The sequence below is a fragment of the Pseudomonas sp. YNh genome (assembly GCF_037993085.1).
In the GTDB taxonomy this organism is placed as follows: domain Bacteria; phylum Pseudomonadota; class Gammaproteobacteria; order Pseudomonadales; family Pseudomonadaceae; genus Aquipseudomonas; species Aquipseudomonas putida.
The window spans coordinates 265290-280691 of the sequence record NZ_JBBMRJ010000001.1; the positions used below are offsets into that span (position 1 = coordinate 265290).

At 63.7% G+C, this 15402-nt stretch carries 18 protein-coding genes; 9 read left to right on the forward strand and 9 right to left on the reverse strand.

The features are described from left to right. Positions 1 to 342: 342 nt before the first annotated feature. The 5 genes from rluB to WF331_RS01205 form a co-directional block, all read right to left on the reverse strand. On the reverse strand, positions 343 to 1410 hold the full coding sequence (gene rluB, locus WF331_RS01185) for a 23S rRNA pseudouridine(2605) synthase RluB (RefSeq protein WP_284359746.1): 1068 nt from the start codon (positions 1408 to 1410) through the stop codon (positions 343 to 345). Between the two features lie 274 nt (positions 1411 to 1684). Beyond that, a complete protein-coding gene (gene scpB, locus WF331_RS01190; protein ID WP_059394752.1) occupies positions 1685 to 2452 on the reverse strand; it encodes an SMC-Scp complex subunit ScpB in 768 nt (255 codons plus the stop codon). After that, positions 2439 to 3164 carry a segregation and condensation protein A gene (locus tag WF331_RS01195; RefSeq protein WP_162801848.1) on the reverse strand — a complete coding sequence of 242 codons (726 nt, stop codon included), beginning with the start codon at positions 3162 to 3164 and terminating at the stop codon, positions 2439 to 2441. The genes scpB and WF331_RS01195 overlap by 14 nt, the downstream gene beginning before the upstream one ends. Before the next feature lie 125 nt (positions 3165 to 3289). Continuing rightward, positions 3290 to 3919: an L-threonylcarbamoyladenylate synthase gene (locus WF331_RS01200; protein WP_041167971.1), complete on the reverse strand. Its 630-nt coding sequence runs from the start codon at positions 3917 to 3919 to the stop codon at positions 3290 to 3292. A gap of 13 nt (positions 3920 to 3932) precedes the next feature. Then, the gene (locus WF331_RS01205; protein WP_016498473.1) at positions 3933 to 4793 is read right to left on the reverse strand and encodes a PHP domain-containing protein; all 861 of its coding nucleotides are present in this window, start codon (positions 4791 to 4793) and stop codon (positions 3933 to 3935) included. A 67-nt stretch (positions 4794 to 4860) separates the two neighbouring features. On the opposite strand from WF331_RS01205, the gene WF331_RS01210 reads away from it, so the two are divergent. From WF331_RS01210 to WF331_RS01230, 5 genes are all read left to right on the forward strand, one after another. Further along, entirely contained in the window at positions 4861 to 5454 is a 594-nt protein-coding gene (locus tag WF331_RS01210) for a septation protein A (RefSeq protein WP_041167641.1), read from the forward strand. A 1-nt stretch (position 5455) separates the two neighbouring features. Continuing rightward, positions 5456 to 5755 (forward strand): YciI family protein, encoded by a 300-nt coding sequence (locus tag WF331_RS01215; protein ID WP_012273585.1) that lies wholly within the window; start codon positions 5456 to 5458, stop codon positions 5753 to 5755. A 143-nt stretch (positions 5756 to 5898) separates the two neighbouring features. Then, a complete protein-coding gene (locus WF331_RS01220) occupies positions 5899 to 6576 on the forward strand; it encodes a response regulator transcription factor (RefSeq protein ID WP_016498471.1) in 678 nt (225 codons plus the stop codon). A 101-nt stretch (positions 6577 to 6677) separates the two neighbouring features. Further along, a complete protein-coding gene (locus tag WF331_RS01225; RefSeq protein ID WP_016498470.1) occupies positions 6678 to 7094 on the forward strand; it encodes a Spy/CpxP family protein refolding chaperone in 417 nt (138 codons plus the stop codon). 60 nt (positions 7095 to 7154) lie between these two features. After that, positions 7155 to 8495, forward strand: coding sequence for a sensor histidine kinase (locus tag WF331_RS01230; RefSeq protein WP_041167640.1), 1341 nt, complete (start codon positions 7155 to 7157; stop codon positions 8493 to 8495). A gap of 128 nt (positions 8496 to 8623) precedes the next feature. On the opposite strand, the gene WF331_RS01235 is transcribed toward WF331_RS01230, so the two are convergent. Next, the gene (locus tag WF331_RS01235; RefSeq protein WP_340622582.1) at positions 8624 to 9181 is read right to left on the reverse strand and encodes an NAD(P)H nitroreductase; all 558 of its coding nucleotides are present in this window, start codon (positions 9179 to 9181) and stop codon (positions 8624 to 8626) included. 102 nt (positions 9182 to 9283) lie between these two features. On the opposite strand from WF331_RS01235, the gene WF331_RS01240 reads away from it, so the two are divergent. Continuing rightward, positions 9284 to 10738 carry a TrkH family potassium uptake protein gene (locus WF331_RS01240; protein WP_016498467.1) on the forward strand — a complete coding sequence of 485 codons (1455 nt, stop codon included), beginning with the start codon at positions 9284 to 9286 and terminating at the stop codon, positions 10736 to 10738. On the opposite strand, the gene WF331_RS01245 is transcribed toward WF331_RS01240, so the two are convergent. Then, positions 10695 to 11756: an AraC family transcriptional regulator gene (locus WF331_RS01245; RefSeq protein WP_049275127.1), complete on the reverse strand. Its 1062-nt coding sequence runs from the start codon at positions 11754 to 11756 to the stop codon at positions 10695 to 10697. The genes WF331_RS01240 and WF331_RS01245 overlap by 44 nt on opposite strands. Before the next feature lie 154 nt (positions 11757 to 11910). Here WF331_RS01245 and WF331_RS01250 point away from each other — a divergent pair, with 154 nt between their 5' ends. Beyond that, the gene (locus WF331_RS01250; RefSeq protein ID WP_016498465.1) at positions 11911 to 12222 is read left to right on the forward strand and encodes a DUF962 domain-containing protein; all 312 of its coding nucleotides are present in this window, start codon (positions 11911 to 11913) and stop codon (positions 12220 to 12222) included. Positions 12223 to 12249: 27 nt separating this feature from the next. Here WF331_RS01250 and WF331_RS01255 read toward each other — a convergent pair whose 3' ends face one another. Then, entirely contained in the window at positions 12250 to 13062 is an 813-nt protein-coding gene (locus WF331_RS01255) for a UDP-2,3-diacylglucosamine diphosphatase (RefSeq protein ID WP_197862932.1), read from the reverse strand. Positions 13063 to 13189: 127 nt separating this feature from the next. On the opposite strand from WF331_RS01255, the gene WF331_RS01260 reads away from it, so the two are divergent. Continuing rightward, the gene (locus WF331_RS01260) at positions 13190 to 13957 is read left to right on the forward strand and encodes a helix-turn-helix transcriptional regulator (RefSeq protein ID WP_340622583.1); all 768 of its coding nucleotides are present in this window, start codon (positions 13190 to 13192) and stop codon (positions 13955 to 13957) included. 234 nt (positions 13958 to 14191) lie between these two features. Next, positions 14192 to 15082 (forward strand): DMT family transporter, encoded by an 891-nt coding sequence (locus tag WF331_RS01265; protein WP_340622584.1) that lies wholly within the window; start codon positions 14192 to 14194, stop codon positions 15080 to 15082. On the opposite strand, the gene WF331_RS01270 is transcribed toward WF331_RS01265, so the two are convergent. Beyond that, positions 15083 to 15364, reverse strand: a complete 282-nt coding sequence (locus WF331_RS01270) for a SelT/SelW/SelH family protein (RefSeq protein WP_340622585.1) — start codon at positions 15362 to 15364, stop codon at positions 15083 to 15085. Between the last annotated feature and the right edge of the window lie 38 nt (positions 15365 to 15402).

Genomic DNA, 15402 nt, shown 5'->3' on the forward strand with positions numbered 1-15402 from the left:
TGTTGTTTTGTCAGCCCGGCTCTGTGGGCGGGCTCTTGCACACGGCAATGGCGGCTATAACACCGTGGGGACGGGGGTTTGGGCAAGGGTGGGAGGGCCCAGGACAGCGGCTTTGGCACCTGGACGCCGGCAAGGTTTGTTTACACGATAGGGCTTGATCTGAAATGCGGACTGAAAACGGCTACATTCGTATAAATTTCTTTACACGTCGGTTCAGAAACTTGCCAGTCGTCAGAAAAATTCTTTTTGTTCAATATCTTGGGGCCGCATTGCCCCCCCCAATTCCCACAGGCATAAAAAAACCAGCCCGAAGGCTGGTTTCTTGATTACCACACTGGCTTATCAGCCACGCGGCTTGCCGCGACCACGGCCTGCCGGCTTGTCACCCTCAGACTTGCCCGGGCGCTTGCGCATATCGCTTGGGCGCTCGGCCACCGTGCTGCCACGGTTAGGTTTACGCGGAGCCTCTTCACGCGGCTGACGCGCCGGGCGCTCGCCAGTGGCGGCACCTTCGTGAGCCGGGCGCAGGTTGCGCACGCGCTCGCCACGGCCCAGCGGGCGGGTCGACTTGCGCTGCAGGCGCTCCATCTTGTCCTTGGCCTTGAGCTTCATGGCAGGCAGCGCCACTGGCTGCAGGCCCACTTCGGCAGCCAGGATGTCGATTTCGCCCTGGGTCATTTCACGCCAGCGGCCCATCGGCAGGTCGGAGTTGAGGAACACCGGGCCGAAACGCACGCGCTTCAGGCGGCTGACCACCATGCCCTGCGATTCCCACAGGCGACGTACTTCACGGTTACGGCCTTCCATCACCACGCAGTGGTACCAGTGGTTGAAGCCTTCGCCTCCTGGTGCCTTCTGGATGTCGGTGAACTTGGCCGGGCCGTCTTCCAGCATTACGCCGGCTTTCAGGCGCTCGATCATCTCGTCGTCGACTTCACCACGCACACGTACCGCGTACTCACGGTCCATCTCGTAGGACGGGTGCATCAGGCGGTTGGCCAGCTCACCGTCGGTGGTGAACAGCAGCAATCCGGTGGTGTTGATGTCGAGGCGGCCGATGTTGATCCAGCGGCCTTCTTTTGGCCGTGGCAGGCGATCGAACACGGTCGGACGGCCTTCCGGGTCGTCACGGGTGCAGATTTCGCCATCGGGCTTGTTGTACATGATCACCCGGCGAGTGGCCTCGGCGGCCTCCTCGCGCTTGATCAGCTTGCCGTCTACGGCAATGGCGTCGTGCAGGTCGACGCGCTGGCCAAGGGTGGCTGCGACGCCGTTGACCTTGATGCGGCCCTGGCTGATCCAGGCCTCGACGTCACGGCGCGAGCCCACGCCAATGCGCGCCAGCACTTTCTGCAGCTTTTCGCCGGATGGCGGGGTGATTTCGGTATCTTGCAGGTCTTGCTCACTCATCTGGGCACCTCCCGGTGTAGGAATGAAAACAGGTTCTTGGCGACGAACGCACCAAAAGGCCGCGCATCATACGCGGTTCGGCAATGGAACGCACTGGAGGTTAGAGGGTTTTGCAAGTATTGGGAGCGGTTTCAGCCTAGTGGTCTTGTGTTGATCTCACTGGCCCTATCGCCGGCAAGCCAGCTCCCACAAGTACTCCACCACATTCAAGACCTGCGAAGCCTCTGTGGGAGCTGGCTTGCCGGCGATAGGGCCAGCACTGCCAAAAGAAGCATCAGGGCTGTAACTTGCCTTCTTCTTCCACGGAAGCCTCGGGCTCGTCTTCGCGCAAATCATCAAAATCAATCTTCAGCCCCTCCTCCATGGCATCCAGTTCCACCAGCAAGCTACGGAAGCTGGTTTCGTCCTTTGGCTCAGCAACCTCTTCGTCCCCAAGGCTGGCATCCGCCAAGGCCTGCAGGTGCGCCGGCACGGGCGCGTCATCCGGGTCGAGCAGCGGCTCCGGCTCCATTTCGCGCAACTCGGCCAGGGCCGGCAGCTCATCCAGGCTCTTGAGGTTGAAATGGTCGAGAAACCCTTTGGTGGTGGCAAACATCGCTGGCCGCCCGGGCACTTCGCGGTAGCCAACCACACGAATCCACTCGCGCTCGACCAGGGTCCTGATGATGTTGCTGTTCACCGCAACGCCCCGTACGTCTTCAATCTCGCCACGGGTGATGGGCTGGCGGTAGGCGATCAGGGCCAGGGTTTCGAGCAGCGCGCGCGAATAACGCTGCGGGCGCTCTTCCCACAGGCGCCCAACCCAGGGCGCAAAGTCTTCGCGGATTTGCAGGCGGTAGCCGCTGGCCACTTCCTTGAGTTCGAAGGCACGGCCGCTGCACGACTTGCCAAGCACCTCAAGGGCCTGCTTGAACACGTGGGGCTCGGGGCGCTCGCCCTCTTCGAGCAGCTCGTACAGGCGCTCCAGGGATTGCGGCTTGCCCGAAGCCAGCAAAAAAGCTTCGATCAGTGACGCCAGGTCGCGGGGGTCATTCAGGTTCATCAGGTTCTTCAACAAGCGCTGGGCGAAGCCGCACGTGGATGGCGGCGAAGGGTTCATTCTGCACCAGTTCGATCAGCGATTCCTTCACCAGTTCGAGCACCGCCATGAAGGTCACCACCACACCCAGCTTGCCCTCTTCGGCGGCAAACAGCGCGCCGAACGGCACGAAAGCACCGCCCTTGAGGCGCTCCAGCACCTGGCTCATGCGCTCGCGGGTAGACAAGGTCTCACGGCTGATCTGGTGGCTTTCGAACAGGTCGTTGCGGCGCATTACCTCGGCCATGGACACCAGCAGCTCTTCCAGGCTGACCTGCGGCAACAGCTTGCGCACCTTGGCCTGCGGTGCTTCCAGGCGCGGCACCACGACATCGCGGCCCACCCGTGGCAGTTCGTCGATGCCTTCGGCTGCGGCCTTGAAACGCTCATACTCCTGCAGGCGGCGGATCAGCTCGGCGCGCGGGTCGCCCTCCTCCTCCTCGACATCGGCTGAACGGGGCAGCAGCATGCGCGACTTGATCTCGGCCAGCATGGCGGCCATCACCAGGTACTCGGCGGCCAGCTCCAGGCGCACGCTCTTCATCAGCTCCACATAGCCCATGTACTGGCGGGTGATTTCCGCCACCGGGATGTCGAGGATGTCGATGTTCTGCTTGCGGATCAGGTACAGCAGCAGGTCCAGCGGCCCTTCGAAGGCTTCGAGGATGACTTCCAGGGCATCCGGCGGGATGTACAGGTCCAGCGGCATTTCGGTCAGGGCTTCGCCGTAGACCAAGGCCAGTTGCAGCTGCCGAGGCGACTCGGCCTGCTCAGCCGGTGCCTCGGGCGTTTCCACCTGGCTCACGCGCTGACCAGAAACGGCGTGGGGTCGCCGCAGCCCTCGCGGATCAGTTCCGGCTCATCGCCGGACAAGTCGATGATGGTCGACGCCTTGAGGTCGCCGAAACCGCCGTCGATCACCAGGTCGACGTGGTGCTCCAGCCGCTCACGGATTTCGTGAGGGTCGGTCATCGGCTCGCTGTCGCCCGGCAGGATCAGGCTCACGCTCATCAGCGGCTCGCCCAACTCGGCCAGCAAGGCCAGCGTGATGGCGTGTGCCGGTACGCGCAGGCCAATGGTGCGACGCTTGTCATGCAACAGCAGCCGCGGCACTTCACGGGTGCCGTTGAGGATGAAGGTATATGGCCCCGGCACATGCGCCTTGAGCAGACGGAAGGTGCCGGTGTCCACCTTGGCGTACAACCCCAGCTGAGACATGTCACAGCACATCAGGGTGAAGTTGTGCGTCTTGTCCAGCCCGCGCAGGCGACGCACCCGCTCAATCGCCGCCTTGTCACCCATCTGGCAGCCCAGCGCGTAGGCCGAGTCGGTCGGGTACACCACCACGCCACCCTTGCGGATGATCTCGACGGCCTGTTTTATCAGGCGCGCCTGGGGGTTCTCCGGATGAATCTGGAAAAATTGGCTCACGTAGTCATCCTGTTCATAGCGCCAAAGGCTGTTCATGGCTGAATCGACGCCACAGAGGTGGCAGGTCCTCGGGCAAAGGCCGGTAGGCACCGATCTCTCCCCAGGTGCCGGGGCCGTGGAAGTCACTGCCAGCGCTTGCCAGCAGGCCGAACTCACGCGTAAGGATGGACATCGTGCCCACCTGCTCGGCCGGCATCATCCCGTTGACCACCTCAAGTGCCTGCCCACCTGCCTGAATATAGTCGGCAATCAGCCTTCTGCGCTTGCTGCGGGTCAGGTCGTAATGCATCGGGTGGGCCAGGCTCACCCATGCTTTGGACTGGCGCAGGGTGGCGACAGTTTCGTCGAGGGTCGGCCAGTGCTGCTTGACGTCGCCCAGCTTGCCGGCACCCAGCCATTTGCGAAACGCCTCACCACGGTCCTTGACGTGCCCGGCACGCACCAGATACTCGGCAAAATGCGGGCGCGCCGGGGCGTTGCCGCTGTCGCCCAGTTCGTGCTGAACGGCGCGGGCGCCCTCCAGCGTGCCGGGCATGCCTTTGGCCGCCAGCCGCTTGTCGATTTCTTCGGCGCGCAACCAACGCCCCCGATGCAGTGATTCAATCGCTGCCAGCAAGGGCGGCGCGTCCAGCGGGAAGTCATAACCCAGCACATGGATGGTCGCGCCACCCCAGGTGCACGACAATTCCACCCCGCTGACCCAATGCATCCCCCGTTCAGTGCAGGCCTGGCGTGCTTCGGCCAGGCCTTCGAGGGTGTCATGGTCAGTCAGTGCCAGCGTTTGCACCCCGTGCTCATGGGCCCGGGCAACCAGTACCGAGGGCGACAGGGCGCCGTCGGAGGCCGTACTGTGACAGTGCAGATCAACATTCATGGAGGAGCGCTTTCGCTGGAATCGATGTTTGTTATTATGCCGTCACATCCCGATTCTGGCTGCCATTGTGAAACAATTCATCGATTTCATCCCGCTGCTGCTGTTCTTCATCGTCTACAAGCTGGACCCGCGCCCCATGGAAGTCGCCGGCCACAGCTTCGAATTCGGCGGCATCTACAGTGCCACGGCCATGCTGATCATCAGCTCGCTGGTGGTGTACGGCGCGCTGTTCCTGCGCCAGCGCAAGCTGGAAAAGGGCCAGTGGCTGACCCTGGTGGCCTGCCTGGTATTTGGCGGCCTGACCCTGACCTTCCACAGTGAAACCTTCCTCAAGTGGAAAGCGCCGGTGGTGAACTGGCTGTTCGCCCTGGGCTTTGCCGGCAGCCACTTCATCGGTGACCGGGTGCTGATCAAGCGCATCATGGGCCATGCCCTGACCCTGCCCGATGCCGTCTGGTCCCGCCTGAACGTTGCCTGGATCGGCTTCTTCCTGTTCTGCGGCGCGGCCAACCTGTTCGTTGCCTTCACCTTCCAGGACTTCTGGGTCGACTTCAAGGTGTTCGGCAGCCTGGGCATGACCGTGATCTTCCTGGTGGCGCAAGGCGTGTACCTGTCGCGCCACCTGCACGACGACCCTTCCATTACCAAACCCAAGGATTGACATGCTCTACGCCATCATCGCCAGCGACGTCGCAAACTCCCTGGAAAAGCGCCTGGCTGCCCGCCCGGCGCACATCGAACGCCTGCAGCAGCTCAAGGCCGAAGGCCGCGTGGTGCTGGCCGGCCCACACCCGGCCATCGACAGCAACGACCCGGGCGAAGCCGGTTTCAGCGGTAGCCTGATCGTTGCCGAATTCGAATCGCTGGCTGCGGCGCAGGCCTGGGCCGATGCCGATCCTTACATTGCTGCAGGCGTGTACGACAAAGTCGTCGTCAAGCCGTTCAAGCAAGTACTTCCTTGACCTGAGACTGAGTCGCCTCCTTCGCGGGCTTGCCCGCGAAGGAGGCGACGCGGTACCCGCAGTTATACGATTGCCATCAGTCTGCGGTATCTTTGCCACTGGCGGGCCGAATAGCCGCCGTCAATGGTTGAATTGAGTGAGTCATGAGCGAGCTGTTACTGATTGATGATGACCAGGAGCTGTGCGAGCTGCTCGGCAGCTGGTTGACCCAGGAAGGGTTCACCGTGCGTGCCTGCCACGATGGCCAGAGCGCACGCCAGGCCCTGGCCGAATACGCGCCGGCGGCCGTGGTACTGGACGTGATGCTGCCCGATGGCAGCGGCCTGGAGCTGCTCAAGCAATTGCGCAGCGAGCATACCGAGCTGCCGGTACTGATGCTCTCTGCACGGGGCGAGCCGCTGGACCGCATTCTCGGCCTGGAACTGGGCGCCGACGACTACCTGGCCAAACCTTGCGATCCGCGCGAGCTCACAGCCCGCCTGCGGGCAGTACTGCGCCGCAGCCACCCCACCGCCACCACCAGCCAGGTGGAACTGGGCGACCTGGTGTACAGCCCGGCACGTGGCGTGGCCAGCATCGACGGCCGTGAAATGACCCTGACCCTGTCGGAAAGCCGTATTCTTGAAGCCCTGCTGCGCCAACCCGGCGAACCGCTGGACAAGCAGGAGCTGGCGCAGATCGGCCTGGGCCGCAAACTGACCCTGTACGACCGCAGCCTGGACATGCATGTCAGCAACCTGCGCAAGAAGATCGGCCCACATGCCGATGGCCGTCCACGCATCGTGGCGCTGCGTAGCCGTGGCTATTATTACTGCCTCTGACCATCTTTACCGAGCCTTTACCATCCGCTGACTGCGCTTGACGGTGATCTCCCTAGACTGTGCTCATCCGGTAACCACCGGCCTATGAAAGGAGAGACACCATGCGCAAGACCCTTATCGCCCTGATGTTCGCCGCCGCCCTGCCGACCGTGGCCATGGCCATGCCTGAAGGCGGCCCGCGTCACGACGGCCCGCATCATCGCGGTGATGCGCCTTTCCATCAACTGGACCTGAGCCGCGACCAGCGCCAGCAGATCGGCAAGCTGATGGGCGAGCAGATGCAGCAGCGCCGTGAAATCAACGAGCGCTACCTGGCCAAGCTGCCAGCCGCCGACCAGAAAGCCATGAAGGACGAGCTGCAAGCCAGCCGCGACAAGACCGACACCGCAGTGCGCAATCTGCTCAAACCTGAGCAGCAGAAGAAGTTCGACGAACTGCAAAAGGAACGCGCCGCAAAGAAAGCCGAGTGGCAGGAGTTCCAGGCCTGGAAAGCTGAAAAAGGCACCAAGGCTCAGTAAGCTGTACGCCCGATGCCCGGCCCGTCTCCCCGCGGGCCGGGCTTTTACCGTTTACAGGAGGTGCACTTGCGTTCACTGTTCTGGCGCATTCTGGCCAGTTTCTGGCTGGCCATTACCCTGGTCGCAGGCCTGTCGATCCTGCTGGGCCACATGCTCAACCAGGACGCCTGGATCCTTAGCCGCCACCCGGGCCTGAATACCCTGGCCAGCAAGTGGGCCAAGCATTACGAGCAGGAAGGCCTGGATTCGGCGCAGCACTTTCTGGAACGACGCAAGGATCGCTACAAGATCGACGTGCAGGTGCTCGACGACAGTGGCGAGGCCGTGGTGCCCGGCACCTTCCCACGCCGTGCGGCAGCCTTCGAGGCACGCCAGCACAATGACGAGCGGCGCCTGCCATGGCGCCGGCTGACCGAGGAATACACCAGCCCCGAGACCGGCGATACCTACCTGCTGATCTACCGCATTCCCCATCCGGCGCTGGATGCCTGGCACCGCGAAAGCCTGATGTGGCCGCTCAGTGCTCTGGGGATTGCGCTGGTGGTACTGACCCTGTTCAGCCTGCTGGTCACCCTGTCCATCACCCGCCCGCTAAGCCGCCTGCGCAGCGCGGTGCATGACCTGGGCCAGACCACCTACCAGCAGAACAGCCTGGCGCAACTGGCGGCCCGGCGTGACGAGTTTGGCGTGCTGGCCAAGGACTTCAACAAGATGGGCGCGCGCCTGCAAAGCACCATTGGCAGCCAGCGCCAGTTACTGCGCGATGTATCCCATGAGCTGCGCTCGCCGCTGGCCAGGCTGCGCATCGCGCTGGCCTTGGCCGAGCGCGCCGGGCCCGAGCAGCGCGACACCTTGTGGCCGCGCCTGACCCGCGAGTGCGACCGCCTGGAAGACCTGATCAGCGAAATCCTTGCCTTGGCCCGGGTCGATGCCGAGCAGGCGCATGCCGAGCCGGTCGACCTCAATGCCCTGCTCGGCAGCGTACGCAAGGACGCCCTGCTCAGCGCACCAGACCAGGACGTGCGCCTGGAGGCGCAGCCGGGGTTGACCCTGCAAGGTTGGCCAACGCTGATCGAACGCGCCGTGGACAACCTGCTGCGCAATGCCCTGCGCTTCAACCCGCCGGGTCAGCCGGTGGAAGTGAGCGCCGTGCGTGAGCAGGACCGTATCGTGATCAGCGTGCGTGACCATGGGCCCGGGGCGGCAGCCGAACACCTGCAGCAGCTGGGCGAACCGTTCTTCCGCGCACCGGGGCAGGACGCGCCGGGGCATGGCCTGGGGCTGGCGATCGCGCGCAAGGCGGCAGAGCGCCATGGCGGGAGTCTGGTGCTGGACAACCATCCACAGGGGGGCTTTGTGGCCAGGCTGGAGTTGCCCTTGGCTGAAGCTACTGGCAGTTGATGTGATCTGCGGGTGAACCCGTTCCCACAGGGACTGTGCAAGCCTTGAAACTTGCGCCGTACCTGTGGGAGCGGGTTCACCCGCGAAGAGGCCGGAAGCCTCAATGGATCAATCAGCCTGGAAACGGATTATTCGCCCCAGGCGCTGACGAACTCGGCAGTGTCCAGCACCGGCGCCGTACGCGGCTCGGTCAGCGGCGTGCCGACATACAGGTAGCCGATCAACTCTTCGTTCTCGGCCAGCCCCAGGCCCTTGTGTACATGAGCATCAAACGCCATGTCCCCGGTGCGCCACACCGCCCCGACGCCTTGCGCATGCGCGGCAATCAGAATGCCGTGGGCTGCACAGCCCGCGGCCAGGCGCTGCTCGGACTTGGGCACCTTGAAGTGGTCCTGCAGCTTGGCAATTACCACGACCAGCAACGGCGCCCGCAGTGGCATCGCACGGGCCTTGTCCAGCGCTGCCTGGCTGGCATCTCCCTTGTTCTGCACGGCCTCAGCGAACAGCTCGCCCAGCTTTTCACGGCCCTGGCCTTCGATGGTGAGGAAACGCCATGGCCGCAGCTGACCATGATCCGGGGCGCGCAAGGCAGCCTGGAACAGCGCCTCGCGCTGGGCGGCATTGGGTGCCGGTTCGGTCAGGCGTGGCACGGAAACACGGTTGAGCAATGCGTCGAGAGCCTCCATCGGCTACCCTCCTGGCAGTTGAATGTGCGGCCATTCTAGCGTTTACATCACCAGACCCATAGGTAGAATGGCGCCCTTCCGTTTCAAGTCAGAGCAGATCACATGGCGTTGCCGACCTTAAGGATCATTGGTTTCATCATCGGCATCTTCCTGATTACCCTCGCCGTCGGCATGGCCGTGCCCATGGCAACCCTGGTGATCTTCGAGCGCACCGGTGACATGCCGTCCTTCCTCTGGTCGAGCCTGATCACCTTCATCGCCGGCCTGGCCCTGGTGGTACCGGGCCGCCCTGAGCATGTGCACCTGCGCCCGCGTGACATGTACCTGCTAACGGTCAGCAGCTGGCTGGTGGTGTGCGTGTTTGCCGCCTTGCCGTTCCTGCTGACCCAGCACATCAGCTACACCGATGCCTTCTTCGAGAGCATGTCGGGCATTACCGCTACCGGCGCTACCGTGCTCAGCGGGCTCGATACCATGTCCCCGGGTATCCTCATGTGGCGCTCGATGCTGCACTGGCTGGGCGGCATCGGCTTCATCGCCATGGCGGTAGCGATCCTGCCATTGCTGCGCATCGGTGGCATGCGCCTGTTCCAGACCGAATCGTCCGACCGCTCGGAAAAGGTAATGCCGCGCTCGCACATGGTCGCCAAGTCGATCGTCGGGGTGTACGTCGGCTTCTCGATCCTCGGCTCGCTGGCCTTCTGGTGGGCGGGCATGAGCCCGTTCGATGCAATCAACCACGCCATGTCGGCCATCTCCACCGGTGGCTTCTCCACCTCCGACCAGTCACTGGCAAAATGGGATATACCGGCCGTGCACTGGGTCGCGGTGGTGGTCATGATCATGGGCAGCCTGCCGTTCACCCTTTATGTAGCCACCCTGCGCGGCAACCGCAAGGCACTGATCCGTGACCAGCAGGTGCAGGGTTTGCTGGGCATGCTGCTCGTTACCTGGCTGGTGCTGGGCACCTGGTACTGGTACAGCACCAACCTGCACTGGCTCGACGCCCTGCGCCACGTGGCGTTGAACGTGACCTCGGTGGTCACCACCACAGGCTTCGCCCTGGGCGACTACAGCCTGTGGGGCAACTTCTCGCTGATGCTGTTCTTCTACCTGGGCTTCGTCGGAGGCTGCTCCGGCTCGACGGCAGGCGGTATCAAGATTTTCCGCTTCCAGGTGGCCTACATCCTGCTCAAGGCCAGCCTCAACCAACTGATCCACCCACGCGCGGTGATCAAGCAGAAATACAATGGCCACCGGCTCGACGAAGACATCGTGCGTTCGATTCTGACGTTCTCGTTCTTCTTCGCCATCACCATCTGCGTCATGGCCCTGCTGCTGTCGTTACTGGGCGTGGACTGGATGACCGCATTGACCGGTGCAGCCGGCACGGTGTCGGGTGTCGGCCCGGGCCTGGGTGAAGTGATCGGCCCGTCGGGCAACTATGCCACGCTGCCTGACGCAGCCAAGTGGATCCTGGCGGCCGGCATGCTGCTTGGCCGCCTGGAAATCATTACGGTGCTGGTGCTGTGTATGCCGGCGTTCTGGCGTCACTGACCACTTCGGGATCCGCGCCCAGGCGGGCGCGATACTCGCTGGGGGTAACATCGAACCAGCGGCGGAACGCCCGGTAGAAGTTGCTGGGATCGGCAAAACCCAGCAGGTAGGCGGTTTCCAGCAGTGTCATGCCCGGCTGGGCCAGGTATTGTTCGGCCAGCTCGCGACGGGTGTCATCGAGCAACGTCTGGAAACTGGTGCCCTCCTCCTGCAGCCGCCGCTGCAAGGTGCGCTGCGACAGGTGCAGGGCCTGAGCCAGGGTTTCGCGCTTGGGCTCGCCCTGCGGCAGGATGCGGCACAACACCTGGCGCACGCGGTGGGTAACCCGGCTTTCGGAAAAGCGTGCCAGGTACTCCCCGGCAAAACGGTCGTGCAACACCGCCATGGCCTCGTTGGCAGTCGGCAGCGGCGCCTCCATGTCGGCCCGCTCGAATACCAGCGCATCGTGCGGCGCACCGAACACCAGGGGTGAATGGAACGCCACCTTGTAGGGCTCGACATTCTTTGGCTGCGGCCCCTGCACCAATACGCGGCGCGGCTGCACCGGCCGACCGCTGAGCCATTTGCACAACGCCAGCGCACAGGCCAGCGATGCTTCGGCACTGTGCCGGGTCGGCGGCAAGTGGTCACCATGCACCGTCAGGATCAGCGAGTAGCCTTCGGCGCCAAGGACAAAGCTGAGGTCTGAGCTTTCGGCGATGATGCGCTGGTAACGCACCAGGCGCTGGAAACCTTCGGCCAAGGTGCGGCTGGACATCAATGCATAGCCCACCACATGGAACGACGCAGGGCGTACCACCCGCGCCATGTTCAGGCCGATGGCTTCATTGCCCGACAACTCCACCGCCAACTGCCAGAGCCGGGTCATGGAGTCCTGGGGGAAACGTGCATCGGGGTCGTCAAGGGCAGCGAAGTCCAGCCCCAGCTGCTTGAACATGGACGGGCAGTCCAGTCCTTCCAGTTCGAGTGCCTTCACAATCCCTGATGCCCAACTGGCTGACGTGGTTCTTTCGCTCATGACAGGCTTCTTTTTACCGACCGCTCCTGCGGTGAACCCCAAGGATACTCATTTGGCGCCTATTGTCACTGATAGGCCCCGTCAGTCACTCTAGACTCGAATCAGGCTCCACGCCGTGCATCTTGTCCAGAAGTATTAATCCCGGAGCACTGCCATGAACCGCACAGCGCAGTATCGCAGTTTTGCCGAGTTCTACCCCTACTACCTGGGGGAGCACAGTAATCCCACCTGCCGCCGGCTGCACTTTGTCGGCACCAGCCTGGTGATTGCCCTGCTGGCCTACACCATCGGCAGTGGCAAATGGTTGCTGCTGCTGGCCGTGCCCCTGTTTGGCTACGGCTTTGCCTGGGTCGGGCATTTCTTTTTTGAAAAGAACCGGCCGGCGACCTTCACCTACCCGCTGTACAGCCTGGCCGGGGATTTCGTGATGTTCAGGGATATCCTGCTGGGCAAGATCAGCCTGTAGATTCAGCAGCCCCACGGCCCTCAAGCCCTACGCCGGCTCGCGCAACGCCGCCACCGCCTGCGCTTCCCGTGCCTGGGCATCGGCCAGCCGGTACAGCTCGATGCTGCCATCCCAGTGCTCGATCAGCGCCGTGCACGACTCCACCCAGTCCCCGCAATTGAGGTACTCCACCTCCCCCACCTTGCGGATCTCGGCATGGTGGATATGCCCGCACACCACCCCATGAAAGCCACGCCGGGTGCACTCGTGGGCAATGGCATCCTCGAAGTCGCTGATGAAGTTCACCGCGCCCTTGACCTTGTGCTTCAGGTACGCCGACAGCGACCAGTAACCATAGCCATACCGCGCACGCCAGTGGTTGAGCCAGCGGTTGAGCACCAGGGTGAACTCGTAGGCACGGTCACCGAGAAACGCCAGCCAGCGGTGGTAACGGGTAATCACATCGAACTGGTCGCCATGGATCACCAACAGGCGTCGCCCATCGGCGGTCAGGTGCTCGGCTTCATCCACCAGCTGGATGTTGCCCAGGATCAGCCTGGAGTATCGGCGCAGGAATTCGTCATGGTTGCCGGTGACGTAGACCACCTCGGTACCGCGCTTGCTCATGGTCAGCAGGCGGCGGATCACGTTGGTGTGGGCTTGCGGCCAGTAGATGCCGCCGCGCAGTTTCCAGCCATCGATGATGTCACCTACCAGGTACACGCGGTCGGCCTGGTAACCCTTCAGGAACTGCGACAGGTGTTCGGCCTGGCAGTCGCGGGTCCCCAGATGCACATCGGAGATCCACAAGGTACGCACGCGTTGCTTGCGCGAGGGACGGGAGAGTTCGGCATGGGTCATGGACAGGCTCCGGCGCAGTTTGCTGGAGACTGGCAGGCGCGCATGACAGCGCCGTGGCAAAACGGTTACGAGTGATGGCCTGCAGGGAATGAGGCACAATGCGCCTCTGCCCTGCGAGGAAGCCCCCATGACCGCCGGCCCGATCCTCTCGCTGCGCCACTATCGCGACAGCCTGATCGCCCACAGCCACGAACACCCGCAACTGGTGTTTGGCCTGCGCGGCCGCCTGGAGTTCGAGGTGCAGGGGCAAGGCGCCGGGATCGACCGGCAGGGGCTGGTGGTGGTACCGGCGGGCGCGCATCACACCTGCGCCAGCGATGCCGGCAGCCACTGCCTGGTGCTAGATGTGCCGGGGGAGCAGTGGCTGCACGAGCAGTTGGGCGAGCATGCCGATGCCAGCTGCCGCCTGCTCGACCGCCCCGCCGCGCTGGGCCTGGACAACCGTCAGCAGCAGTTGGTCGACTGGCTGGCGGCCAGCCCCATGGACGACCCGCTGATTGCCCGGCAAGGCGCAGCGCTGTTGTTGGCAAGCCTGAACCCAACGGCGGCAGCCAACGTGCGCCCCAGCCAGCGCTTGCCTTATGCCGCGTTCGATGCGCACATCGAGCAACATGCTGCCTACCCACTGCAGGTGGCCGACCTGGCGCGGCTGGCCGGGCTGTCCAGTGCCCGGCTGCACGCGCGTTTTATCGCGGAATGCGGGATGACGCCGATGGACTACATCCGCCAGCGGCGGTTGCTGAAGGCGCGGCGGCTGGTGGTGCATACCTTGTTGCCGATGGGGGAAATTGCGGCGCAGGTGGGGTATGGCTCGCAGAGTGCGTTTTCAGCGGCGATGTTGCGGGCGTTCGGGTGTACGCCAATGGCTCTGCGGCGAGAGCCTGGCGACAACTGACAGCAGTCTTGCGACAGAAATCGTTGGCCTGAGCCTATAGACTGATCCTGTACCGGCCCTTTCGCGGGCACGCCCGCTCCCACAGGTACCTCGCTGCTTTGCAGACTTGTGCAATACCTGTGGGAGCTTGATAGCGGCAGACCCGATACCCAAGGGCTGTGCAATACCTGTGGGAGCGGGCGTGCCCGCGAAGAGGCCGGTATTGTCAGTAGAGATCTTCAGCAAGGACCCATCATGAACCACCGTACCGCACTCGGCGCCCTGCACATTGGCGCGCTGTTCTTCGGCCTGACCGGCGTCTTCGGCAAACTGGCCGCCAGCGCCAGCCCGGCGATCATCGTGTTCGGCCGCGCCGCCTTCGCCGTACTCGCCCTGGCCCTGTTCGCCAGCGTGACCGGCCCGGGCTGGCAACGCCTGAGCAGCCAGGATATCCGCCGCCTGCTGCTCGGCGGTGTGCTGCTGGCCGGCCACTGGGTCAGTTTCTTCATCGCCGTCAAAGTCGGCGGCGTGGCCATCGCCACCCTCGGCTTTGCCAGCTTCCCGGCCTTCACCGTCATCCTTGAAGGCGTGCTGTTCCGCGAACGCATCCGCCGCAACGAGGCCGTGCTGGTAGTGTTGGTCAGCATCGGCCTGATACTGGTCACGCCGGCCTTCGACCTGGCCAGCGAGGCCACTGGCGGCCTGCTCTGGGCACTGCTTTCGGGGTTGCTGTTCTCGCTGCTGTCCCTCACCAACCGCGTCGGCTCCGGGCGTTTGCCAGCGGTACAGGCTGCACTGTGGCAGAACCTGGTGGTAGGCCTGTGCCTGCTGCCGTTCGCAGCTCCCGGCCTGGCAGGCGTGGCAACCATGGACTGGCTGTGGATCGCCCTGCTCGGCATCTTCTGCACCGGCGTGGCGCACAGCCTGTTCGTCGCCAGCCTGGCAGTGATCAAGGCGCGCACCGCCGCCGTGGTGTTCGGCATGGAGCCGGTCTACGGCATTGCCGTGGCCTGGGCGGTGTTCGCCGAAACCCCGACCCTGCGCATGCTGCTGGGCGGCGCGCTGATCATCTTCGCCATCGTGCTATCCAGCCGCATGGCCACCGAGCAACCGCCCAAGCAGCGGCCTCTGGCCGAGGGCGCCTGATCAGCGGTCGTTGTGGCCCAGGTCACGCTGCGGGTCGATCTGGTCGCGCACCCGCTGCTTCAGCACCTTGGCTTCGGGGAAGCCGCCGTCGGCCTTGCGCTCCCAGATCTGCACGCCACTGCAAGTGATGCGGAAGATGCCGCCTGTACCCGGCTCCAGCGCCACCCGGCCAAGGTCGTCGGTGAAGGTGCTGAGCAGCTCCTGAGCCAGCCAGGCGGCGCGCAGCAGCCATTGGCACTGGGTGCAATAAGTAATGACGATTTCGGGCTTGTTGTCGGCCATGCTGAGGCATCTCCAGGTGAGGGGCCGCTTATACTAGC

Coding starts and splice junctions, on each gene's coding strand:
- rluB (WP_284359746.1), bottom strand. CDS start 1,410: ATGAGTGAGCAAGACCTGCAAGATACCGAAATCACCCCGCCATCCGGC.
- scpB (WP_059394752.1), bottom strand. CDS start 2,452: ATGAACCTGAATGACCCCCGCGACCTGGCGTCACTGATCGAAGCTTTT.
- WF331_RS01205 (WP_016498473.1), bottom strand. CDS start 4,793: ATGAATGTTGATCTGCACTGTCACAGTACGGCCTCCGACGGCGCCCTG.
- WF331_RS01215 (WP_012273585.1), top strand. CDS start 5,456: ATGCTCTACGCCATCATCGCCAGCGACGTCGCAAACTCCCTGGAAAAG.
- WF331_RS01220 (WP_016498471.1), top strand. CDS start 5,899: ATGAGCGAGCTGTTACTGATTGATGATGACCAGGAGCTGTGCGAGCTG.
- WF331_RS01225 (WP_016498470.1), top strand. CDS start 6,678: ATGCGCAAGACCCTTATCGCCCTGATGTTCGCCGCCGCCCTGCCGACC.
- WF331_RS01235 (WP_340622582.1), bottom strand. CDS start 9,181: ATGGAGGCTCTCGACGCATTGCTCAACCGTGTTTCCGTGCCACGCCTG.
- WF331_RS01240 (WP_016498467.1), top strand. CDS start 9,284: ATGGCGTTGCCGACCTTAAGGATCATTGGTTTCATCATCGGCATCTTC.
- WF331_RS01245 (WP_049275127.1), bottom strand. CDS start 11,756: ATGAGCGAAAGAACCACGTCAGCCAGTTGGGCATCAGGGATTGTGAAG.
- WF331_RS01250 (WP_016498465.1), top strand. CDS start 11,911: ATGAACCGCACAGCGCAGTATCGCAGTTTTGCCGAGTTCTACCCCTAC.
- WF331_RS01255 (WP_197862932.1), bottom strand. CDS start 13,062: ATGACCCATGCCGAACTCTCCCGTCCCTCGCGCAAGCAACGCGTGCGT.
- WF331_RS01260 (WP_340622583.1), top strand. CDS start 13,190: ATGACCGCCGGCCCGATCCTCTCGCTGCGCCACTATCGCGACAGCCTG.
- WF331_RS01265 (WP_340622584.1), top strand. CDS start 14,192: ATGAACCACCGTACCGCACTCGGCGCCCTGCACATTGGCGCGCTGTTC.
- WF331_RS01270 (WP_340622585.1), bottom strand. CDS start 15,364: ATGGCCGACAACAAGCCCGAAATCGTCATTACTTATTGCACCCAGTGC.